This window comes from Trinickia sp. (assembly GCF_051953405.1).
GTDB lineage: Bacteria > Pseudomonadota > Gammaproteobacteria > Burkholderiales > Burkholderiaceae > Trinickia.
Genome location: NZ_JBQCIV010000112.1, coordinates 17790 through 28047, shown reverse-complemented (window position 1 = coordinate 28047; position 10258 = coordinate 17790). Strand labels below are relative to the sequence as shown.

Here is a 10258-nt window from a genome sequence, read left to right as displayed (position 1 = left end):
CCCCCCCCCCCGGTGGGTGGGCCCGCCCCCCCCCCCACCCGCGCGCGTTGTGGGTGGGGGGCGTTGTGCGGTGGGGTGGTCGGGGCGCGTTTTCACACAACCCCCACGGCCCCGATGCCGTCGCCTTCTATATTTCCGGGCAACTGCTGACCGAGGACTACTACGTCTTCAACAAGCTCGCCAAAGGGCTCGTGCGCACCAACAACATCGACACGAATTCGCGTCTTTGCATGTCGAGCGCCGTGACCGGCTACAAAAAATCGCTCGGTGCCGACGGGCCGCCCACCTGCTACGAAGATCTCGAGCTCGCTCATACGGTGCTGTTCGCGGGCAGCAATATGCCGTATGCGCATCCGGTGTTGTTTCGTCGTCTAGAAGAAGCGAAGGCAAAGAATCCAGCCGTCAAATGGATCGTCGTCGATCCGCGCCGCACCGATTTGGCCGCGCTGGCAGACCTGCATCTGGCCGTCGCGCCGGGCACCGATGTCGCGCTCTTTAACGGCATGCTGCACCACATGATCTGGGAAGGAGCGATCGACCGTGCGTATGTCGCGGCGCATACGAGCGGATTCGACGAACTGAAAGCACTTGTGCGCGGCTATACCCCGAGCATGGCCGCCGAAATCTGCGGCATCGCCGAGCAAGACTTGCTGCAAGCCGCCGAATGGTTCGCCAAGAGCCCCGCCGCCCTCTCGCTCTATTGCATGGGGCTCAATCAGTCCAGTCGCGGCACGGACAAAAACCTTGCGCTCATCAATCTGCATCTCGCGACCGGTCAGATCGGCAAACCCGGTGCGGGGCCGTTTTCGTTGACGGGCCAACCGAATGCCATGGGCGGGCGCGAGGTGGGCGGCATGGCAACGATGCTCGCCGCGCATCGCGACATCGGCAACGCGCAGCATCGCGCGCAGATCGAGGCGTTGTGGGGCGTAAGCGAGCTATCCGCGCGCCCTGGGCTGCCGGCCGTCGAGATGTTCGACGCCGTTGCCGAGGGAAAGATCAAAGCGATTTGGATTGCCTGCACGAACCCTGTGCATTCGATGCCCGACATCGAGCGCGTGCGCAAGGCCCTGCGCACCGCCGAATTTGTCGTCGTCCAAGAGGCATTCGAGCAGACCGATACGGTGCCGTACGCCGACGTCCTGCTTCCCGCATCGAGTTGGGGCGAGAAATCGGGCACCGTGACGAACTCGGAGCGGCGCGTCTCGCGCGTGCGCGCGGCCGTCGAGCCGCCCGGCGAGGCACGCGCCGATTGGTGGATCGTGAACGAAGTGGCGCGCCGGCTAGAAGCGCGGTTGGCCGCTTCGGCCGGCGGCGAACGAGGCACCGGCTTGTTTCCGTTCACCGCGCCGCAAGACGTGTTCGACGAGCATCGCTCGCTCACGATCGGCCGCGATCTCGACATCGGCGGCCTGTCCTATGAGCGACTGGAAAGCGATGGCCCGCAACAATGGCCATTTCCGGCGGGGGCCGCCGCCGGTGCCGCTCGCCGTTACACCGACGGGCGCTTCGCCACGGACGACGGCCGTGCGCGCTTTCATGCCACGCGCTATGTGCCCGTGGCCGAACCGGTCGATGCACGCTACCCGTTCCGCCTGTTGACCGGCCGCCTGCGCGACCAATGGCACGGCATGAGCCGCACGGGCCGGGTCGGCCTACTCTTCAACCATGCGCCGGAAGCGACGTTGTCGATGCGCCGCGAGGATGCAGCGCGGCGCGGGCTCAAGGACGGCGAACTTGTCACGGTTGTCAGCCGTCGCGGCCGGCTCGTCTTGCCCTTGGCGACGACGGACGACTTGCCGCCCGGCACGGTGTTCGCGGCCATGCATTGGAGCGGTCAGTTTCTGGATAGCGGCGGGATCAACGAAGCCACGATCGGCGCCGTCGATCCGGACTCCAAGCAGCCCGAACTAAAACATGCGGCGGTGCGCGTCGAACATGCGAAGTTGCAGTGGCGGCTCGTTGCCGCCAAACGAGGCGACGTGCTGGCGTTGCGCGCCGCGGTGCAGCCGCTGCTCGCCCAGCGGCGCTATGCATCGATCCGCGTCGAAGCGGACGACTTGCTCGTGGTCAGCGCGGCCGATGCCGAAGCCGACGCGGCGTGGACCGAACGTCTGCACGATGCGTTAGGATTAGCACGGGGCGACGATCTGCTCGAGTACCGCGACGCACGCCGTGGCCGCGCGCAGCGCATCGCATGGAACGAGCAGTGCGTCGACGGCTTCTTGCTGACCGGCGACACGAGTCCCGCCGACGCACTGCTCGATCAGATTCGAACCGCCGCGCCCTGGGACGGCCCGCGCCACGCGATCGTCCTGCTCGGCGGCGACGCGCCGCAACGTCCGCGCGCCGCGCGCGATCGCGTCGTCTGCAATTGCAAGCAGGTCACGCAATCGCAGATCGAGCAAGGCATTGCCCAAGGGGCGGCATTGGACGAATTGAAATCGACGCTCGGCTGCGGCACCGTCTGCGGCTCGTGCGTCCCCGAAATCAAGCGCTTATTGACTACGACGACTCCCGCTTGAGCATGTTGCGTATTTTGCTCGTGACCGACACCGACAAACCCATCGGCGAATTGCGCGAGGCGCTCGCACGCCTCGGCTACGACATGCTGCCCGAGGCCGCCGCGCCGCATGCGTTGCCGAAGGTCGTCGAGCGAGAGCGGCCCGACGTCGTGATCATCGATACGGAATCGCCGTCGCGCGACACGCTCGAGCATCTGGCGGTCATGAACGAAACGGCGCCGCGTCCGGTCGTCATGTTCAGCCACGACGCGAACCAGCAATTGATCCGCTCCGCCGTCGACGCGGGCGTCACCGCCTATATGGCCGAAGGGCTCACGCTCGATAAGCTCGCGCCGATTCTCGAAGTGGCGCTGGCGCGCTTTGCGCATGAGGAAAAGCTTCGTCGACGGTTGGCCAAGGCCGAAACCGAACTCGAAGAGCGCAAGACGATCGACCGCGCCAAGCGCCTCCTGATGGAGCGAGGCAAACTCTCCGAACACGATGCCTACGCCACCTTGCGCAAGCGAGCGATGGATGCGGGCGTCCGACTGGCCGATATCGCGCGCCGCGTGATCGAGGCGGCCGACTCATCGAGGTAGCCATCCATGAATGTCGCCCCGCCCACCGTTGAAACCCACGCCCCCGCCCCGGAAAAGACGCATCTGCGGATCGGCTTCGTCGCGCTCTCCGATGCGGCACCGCTCGTCGCGGCGAAAGTGCTCGAATTCGGCCATCGCCATGGGCTCACGCTCGAGTTGTGCCGCCAGCCTTCCTGGGCCGCCGTGCGCGACAAGCTGCTTGCGGGGGAAATCGATTGCGCGCACGCACTGTATGGCCTCGTCTACGGCATCGAATTGGGCATCGGCGGGCCGCGCGACGAGATGGCCGTGTTGATGGTGCTCAATCGCAACGGTCAAGCGATCACGTTGTCCACGTCGCTCGCCCGAGCGCTCGATCGGGAAGGCGAGCTGAAAGCCGCGTTGGCCACGCTTGGGCGCGCGCCGGTATTTGCGCAGACGTTTCCCACCGGCACCCATGCGCTGTGGCTCTACGATTGGCTCGCCGCGCATGGCGTGCATCCGCGCGACGATATTGAAAGCGTGGTGATTCCGCCGCCGCGGATGGTCGATGCGCTCGAGCGCGGCGTCCTCGACGGATTTTGCGCGGGGGAACCGTGGCACGCAGTAGCCGAAGCGCGCGGTGCCGGGGAAACCGTCGTCGCCACGAGCGAGATTTGGCCGAACCATCCCGAGAAGGTGCTGGCCTGCCGCAGGGAATTCGTCGAACGCTATCCGGCTACGGCGCGCGCGTTGGTGCGTACGATGCTGGAGGCTTGCCGATGGGTCGATGCGCCCGTGCATCGGGACGAGATTTCGTCGTGGCTCGCGAAGCCAGATGCGCTGGACGTGCCGCGCGAAGTCATCGCGCCTCGGCTTACGGGGCGCGAAGGCGGCAAGCGGTTTGCTCGCGTGCCACTGCCTGTGGCGTTTTTCGATGGCGGTGCGGTTAACTATCCGCGTATTGACGAAGGGTGCTGGTTCCTCGCGCAATATCGGCGGTGGGGGCTGCTGCGCGATTCCCAAGTGCCGGCGGCGGACGATGAAGCGATCGCCGCGCGGATCAATCAGACGCAGCTTTATCGGGAAGCGGCCGCGCTGGCGGAGGTGCCGGTGGCGGTGATGGACGATCAGGGCATCGAGAATCGCAAGGACACCCATTCATGAGGCATGCGAGCCGTCCGATCGGTCGACGACCTCGTCGTCAATCGCGCTCCAATCGTTCACCTTCATAGAACGCTTCTAGACGCCAGACACGATTTCGATCCGTCTTGCCTCGAGCGCCCCACCCGCCTTGGCAGGCTCTACGAGATCGAACTCAAGAACGAGATTGCGCGAAGGAAGCTTGCCGATCGACATCGCATCGACCAATGCAGACGAGCGGAAATAGGCCGGCTTCGTTTCGCTGGCTGTCAGCACGGTACTCTGGGGAATCGCAGGCCAATACCCAATGAAGCCGTATCCCTCCTCGGCAACGAATCGGTTGCACAGGCCACGAACCCGGCTGCCCACGTCGCCCCATTTCGCCCGCGCGTCGTTTGCATCTTGAGTGGGGAGCAAGCCAGGAATGAGGTAGCCGTTCACGAACAGGTCAGCCGCATCACGGAGTTCTCGCGAGACATTTTCAAAGCCGAGGACTTCCACGCGACAGCCCTTGCTCTGAAGAGCGCGAACAACCTGAACGAAATCTCCATCACCGGTCACTAGCAGGACTGTATCGAGTCTCTCGGATTCGGTGAGTGCGTCGACCGCCATATCGAGATCCACGTTCGACTTGGAAACCTGGTTGCCTTCTTCATCGGTGAAGTGCTTCACATTCTTGACCGTCACCCGGAAACCCTGGTCGCGCAACGCGGCTTGGTAACCTCGAGACTTCGCGCCGTAGTCGGCTGCTTTTTCGGCTCGGCGCTGATCGAACGCTACGTAAGCATTCAATCGCTGCGCCTCTCCCCCGTTCCGGCACGCGAGATCGCGAAGCACTTCATAGCGCATTCCGTGTCCACCATTCATACCGACATTGCTTGCGTCGACGTACACACCAACCCGCCGCATCGATGCTCCTTCTCACTTGTAGCCGGGTTCTGCCGGCGTTTTCAAAATTGGCGCGATTGGCCTCACCCTCGCCGCTCCAGGCGCACACGGGCATTCCTGGGCCGAAGAGAAAACCAACCTTGCGGCGTCGCTTCTTCGAGGACCGTCATGTCCCAGTGCTCAACCCAATAGGCGAGCGAAACGGCCAGATCCATCATAGCCATGCCGGTACCGGGGCAGGCGCGCTCGCCGACACCAAATGGAAAATATGCCCCGCGCGGCCAGGTCGGAGCTTCCAGAAACCGCTCTGGCCGAAATGCATCGGGCTCGGGAAACCAACGCGCATCGCGGTGCGTAATCCAGCTGGAGATCATCACGATGTCACCGCGCCCGAGCGATGTCCCAGACACACTCACGGGTCGCGACAGTTGACGTGGCACCAGTGCATAAGCCGGCGGATACAGGCGCAAGGTCTCTTGAATGACGGCTCGCAGCAAGGGGGCCTGCTCCAAGTCCTGCAACTGATTCACGCGAGCCCAGTCCACCGCGCGAAGCTCACAGCGTAGCGCGGCCAACACACGGGGATGCCGGGCCAGCAGCAGCTGTGCCCAGGCCAGTGTCGCACCCGTAGCCTGATGAGAAGCCATCAACAATGTGGCAAGGTCATCGCGATGCACGGCCAAAGGGCGACGCGATTCGCTGGCCACCTGCTCAATCTGCGCCCGCATCACGCGGAGCGCCCACCGCTTACGCGGGCAAAGCTTGCTGGGAAACCAATGGCCAAGAGGAAGCCCTGTGCTGGTTTCGAGCAATGCGACACGCGACAAGATACGCACCGCCTTGGCAATCGTTTCCGCCTGCGGGCCAAGATCGATGTCGAACAAGGCGTGACCCGCCAGAGTGACGCTATAGGCTGCCATTTCCAGATCAAGATCCACCACCTGTCCCGGCACGACATGCGCCGACCAGCGCCGGGCAATGCGCTGGATGTCATGAACTGCAGGCGCCTGGATGTGGGGGCGTATCACCTGGCGTTGACGGCGTGCCGCTTCTCCTTCCTTCATCATGAAGCTATACCCATTCCACTGGCGCATGATGCACAAACTGGGCTCCCAGCGCTGGACGGCTGCCCGCTGGGAAACCATCAGGTCATGGATCGCCGCAGGATGAAACATACACCAGAGTCGCCTCGTGCCGATCCGCAGGCGGGCTAGGTCGGGAGAAGCCCGGTGCATATGGGCAAGCCATGTCAAGGGATCGCGCTGAATGTCGAGCCAATGCGCCAGACCGACATCGGGCAACCGTCGATATCGACGACGCAAAGCCAGACGCTTTCGAACTGGACAGGTTGTTACAACCGGGAAATCTTTGCTCATTCGGTTCGATCAGGGTTGGCACTTATATATCATATTGAGATACAATCGCCGGCTTTCGAGGCGACGGTGCGACTGTTCGCCCCCTATTTTGTCATGTAATCTGAAGAATTACGCCGTGCCTAGCCAAGCCGTGTTGCGCTGGTTCGCCAGCTTTGCCCCGCATCCCATCGCCGTCTCCTGGCGTGAACGCTTACGCGCATGTCTGGGCGCGCTATTGGGCATCGCGGCGATGGGCGCATCGGTGCATTGGCTCCTCGGCCCCGCAGCGCAGATTCCCTATTTGATCGCGCCGATGGGCGCATCGGCCGTGCTTCTGTTCGCCGTGCCCGCCAGCCCCCTCGCGCAGCCCTGGTCGTTCGTCGGCGGCAATCTAGTCGCGGCAACGCTCGGGGTGCTCAGCGCGATGTTCCTTAGCAATCCCATCGCCGCTTCTGCAGTGGCATTGGCTGCGGCCATCGGCGTCATGTTCGCCTTGCGTTGTATCCACCCGCCCTCGGGCGCCGTGGCACTGACCGCCGTCCTCGGCGGTCCCGCCATTCACGCGCTGGGCCTGCGCTTCGTCATCGAGCCGGTAGCCTTGCAATCGGTCGTGCTGCTCGCCTCGACCATCTTCTATCACACGCTGACGGGCCATCGCTATCCGCACGTCAGCCGCCCCGCCGCGCAAACCGCACCCGGCATCGCAGGCGTGACGCGCGCCGATCTCGAAGCGATTGTTCGCGAGCGCGGCGAGCTGATCGACGTCGCCGCCGACGATCTCGAATCGCTCGTGCACGAAGCCCAATTGCTCGCCTACGCTCGCAGCTTCAGCGAACTCACGTGCGAAGGCATCATGTCGCGCGATGCGGTGAGCGTCTCGACCGATACGACAGCCGCCGCCGCTTGGCGTCTGCTCGAACGCCATCGCATCAAAGCATTGCCCGTCGTCGACGAAGCGCGACGCGTAGTGGGCATCGTCACGCGCACGGATTTCGTCGGACGCACAGCATTCGGCCTGCGCGGACCGCGCGGCAGCAAGCGCTGGTCGCTGCGACGCGAGGCGAACGAACCGTATCGCGTCGACGATTTGATGACGCCGAACGTGCGCACGGTCGATCCGAATCTGCCTGTCGCCAAACTCATTCCGGTATTCGCGCATTACGGGCACCACCACATTCCCGTCGTGGACAGCGCGCGCCGATTGGTCGGCATGATCACGCAATCGGATTTGATCGGCGGGTTGCATCGCCAAACGCAGACGCACCAGTTGCGCACGGCGTAGTTCGGCGACACCGAACGTAACCGCGATTCGAGGCACGCTGCGCTCATCCGCGCAACGCTAATCTCGAAATCCTTGATGCAAGCCATTGCGCGGCGATATATATCACAATGTGATATTATTTTCGGTTTCGCACTTGCCCCGTCGACCACGATGAAAACTTCTGCATCCAGCACGCTCGCCAAGACCGATTTCGAGCAACTGTCGGAGTTCCGCTATCAGATGCGGCGCTTCGAACGCTTTTCCGAGCGCGCCGCGCAAGGCGAAGGCATCACCCCGCTGCAATACCTGCTGCTGTTGCACGTGAAAGGGTATCCGGGACGCGAATGGGCCACGATCGGCGAGTTGGCCGAGCGTTTGCAAGCGCAGCACCATGGCGTGGTAGCACTCGTCTCGCGCTGCGAAGCGCTCGATCTCGTTAAGCGCAAGGTGAGCGAGACCGATAGGCGGCAGGTGGAGGTTCATCTGCAAAACGCAGGCGAGACGGTATTGGCAAGGCTGGCGGCATTGCATCGCGCGGAGCTGAAGTCGCTCCAAGGCGCGTTCAGCGTGCCGCAACTCGATTTTTGACTTAGGTAAAGCGAATGAGCACCGAACACCTCGACCCAAACAAGCGGGACTTTTCCGCGAACGCACGATTACCGGGAATCTGCGGCCTGGCGGCCATCATCGGCGTATTCAGCACGATCGCGGCCATCGTGCTGCTGAAGCTGATCTACATGTTCACGAACCTGTTCTTCTTCGGCACGTTCTCGTTCGCGAACCATTCGCCGGCCGATAACAAACTCGGTGCGTGGGTGGTGCTCATTCCCGCGCTCGGCGGGCTCATCGTCGGCCTGATCGCCCGTTACGGCTCCGATAAGATCCGGGGCCACGGCATTCCCGAAGCGATCGAAGCGATTCTGTTCGGCAAGAGCCGCATGTCGCCGAAAGTTGCAGTGCTCAAGCCACTCTCGTCGGGCATCGTGATCGGCAGCGGCGGCCCGTTCGGCGCGGAAGGCCCGATCATCATGACGGGCGGCGCGCTCGGTTCGCTGCTCGCGCAGTGCGTGAAGGTGACGGCGGCCGAACGTAAGACGCTGCTCGTCGCGGGCGCGGCCGCCGGCATGACGGCAGTGTTCGGCACCCCCGTGGCAGCCGTGCTGCTTGCCGTCGAACTGCTGCTGTTCGAATGGCGTCCGCGCAGCTTCTTGCCGGTCGCACTCGCGTGCGCCGTCGCCGGCTTCATGCGCGCCATGTGGTTCGGCGTGGGCCCGCTCTTTCCGCTCGAGACGGCGCCGCCCGGGACGATCTCGCTGATCTCGTGCCTGATCCTCGGCGTCGCGAGCGGCGCGCTCGCCTCGGGATTGTCGGTGGCGCTGTATGCCACGGAAGATCTGTTCGCCAAACTGCCGGTGCACTGGATGTGGTGGCCGGCCATCGGCGGTCTCGCCGTCGGCCTCGGCGGCCTGATCGAGCCGCGCGTGCTCGGCGTGGGATACGACGTCATCGGCGATCTGTTGCATCAACAACTGGCCGTGAAAGTGGCGGTCGCCATCCTCGTGGTCAAAGCGATCATTTGGGTCATCGCCTTGGGCTCGGGCACGTCCGGCGGTGTGCTCGCCCCGCTGCTCATGCTCGGCGCGGGCCTGGGCATCGTCATGGGTCCGATCTTGCCCGGTCACGAAGCGGCGTTATGGCCGCTCGTCGCGATGGCGGCCACGCTCGGCGCCACGCTCGGTGCGCCGTTGACGGCGATCGTCTTCGCCTTCGGCCTCACGCACGACGCCAACGCGCTGCTCCCGCTATTAGCGGCAACGCTCGTGGCACACGGCTTCACCACGGTCGTCATGCGGCGCTCGATCATGACCGAGAAGATCGCCCGGCGCGGTTATCACATTTATCGCGAATACGGTGTCGATCCGCTCGAGCGCCATCATGTGGACGAAGTGATGACGCGCACGGTACAGACCATCGATGCCGCGCTCTCGCTGCCCGAAGCGCTTTCGACGTTCTTCGGCCCGAGCCAATCGCACCGCGCTTACCCGGTCGTGCGCGACGATCGGCTCGTCGGCGTGGCCGATCGCGAAACGCTCGTCTCGTTGGCCGATGCCCATGGCGGTGGCGCCAACGTGACGATCGGCGAGGCCTTCGTCGGCAAATCGCCGGCGGTCGCGTTACCGAGCGAAACCTGCCGGCTCGTGGCCGCTCGGCTGGCCGTGCATGGTCTCGAACGCGTACCGGTCGTGGCCGATCGCGATTCGATGAAGCTCGTGGGCATCGTTTCGCGCAGCGACCTCGTCAAGCCCTCGCGCATGCACTTCGAAGAAGAGCAAAAGCGGGAACGCTTCCGCCGCGTGGCCTGGCGCCCCGCCAAGCGCCGCAGCTAGAAGGCACGATCCCCACCCGAACGTGGCCCTACCTACCCTTAGGTAATTTCCACGCTGTCGTGCGCCCGGATCATCGACTACCATTCATCACACGAATGGAGGACGGAATACAACGGGGGGCGCTGAATAGCGCCGGCGAGGAGCGGTGCGCGTCTTGGCGAAT

8 protein-coding genes are annotated in these 10258 nt (G+C 64.0%); 6 read left to right on the top strand and 2 right to left on the bottom strand.

Annotated elements, in window-relative coordinates; genetic code table 11:
- The 3 genes from ACTHN9_RS19285 to ACTHN9_RS19275 form a co-directional block, all read left to right on the top strand.
- Nucleotides 1-2525, top strand: a 2525-nt coding sequence (locus ACTHN9_RS19285; protein ID WP_440538374.1) for a nitrate reductase, incomplete at its 5' end; no start/stop codon positions are given.
- 2 nt (nucleotides 2526-2527) lie between these two features.
- Nucleotides 2528-3103, top strand: coding sequence for an ANTAR domain-containing response regulator (locus ACTHN9_RS19280; protein ID WP_440538373.1), 576 nt, complete (start codon nucleotides 2528-2530; stop codon nucleotides 3101-3103).
- A gap of 6 nt (nucleotides 3104-3109) precedes the next feature.
- Complete coding sequence (locus ACTHN9_RS19275; protein WP_440538372.1) at nucleotides 3110-4228, top strand: CmpA/NrtA family ABC transporter substrate-binding protein; 1119 nt, start codon at nucleotides 3110-3112, stop codon at nucleotides 4226-4228.
- 75 nt (nucleotides 4229-4303) lie between these two features.
- On the opposite strand, the gene ACTHN9_RS19270 is transcribed toward ACTHN9_RS19275, so the two are convergent.
- Nucleotides 4304-5113, bottom strand: a complete 810-nt coding sequence (locus ACTHN9_RS19270) for a LabA-like NYN domain-containing protein (RefSeq protein ID WP_440538371.1) — start codon at nucleotides 5111-5113, stop codon at nucleotides 4304-4306.
- A gap of 62 nt (nucleotides 5114-5175) precedes the next feature.
- Nucleotides 5176-6468, bottom strand: a complete 1293-nt coding sequence (locus tag ACTHN9_RS19265; protein ID WP_440538370.1) for a cytochrome P450 — start codon at nucleotides 6466-6468, stop codon at nucleotides 5176-5178.
- 115 nt (nucleotides 6469-6583) lie between these two features.
- On the opposite strand from ACTHN9_RS19265, the gene ACTHN9_RS19260 reads away from it, so the two are divergent.
- From ACTHN9_RS19260 to ACTHN9_RS19250, 3 genes are all read left to right on the top strand, one after another.
- Complete coding sequence (locus tag ACTHN9_RS19260) at nucleotides 6584-7729, top strand: HPP family protein (RefSeq protein WP_440538369.1); 1146 nt, start codon at nucleotides 6584-6586, stop codon at nucleotides 7727-7729.
- A 150-nt stretch (nucleotides 7730-7879) separates the two neighbouring features.
- Entirely contained in the window at nucleotides 7880-8296 is a 417-nt protein-coding gene (locus ACTHN9_RS19255) for a MarR family winged helix-turn-helix transcriptional regulator (RefSeq protein WP_440538368.1), read from the top strand.
- A gap of 14 nt (nucleotides 8297-8310) precedes the next feature.
- On the top strand, nucleotides 8311-10095 hold the full coding sequence (locus ACTHN9_RS19250; RefSeq protein ID WP_440538367.1) for a chloride channel protein: 1785 nt from the start codon (nucleotides 8311-8313) through the stop codon (nucleotides 10093-10095).
- Nucleotides 10096-10258 lie beyond the last annotated feature (163 nt).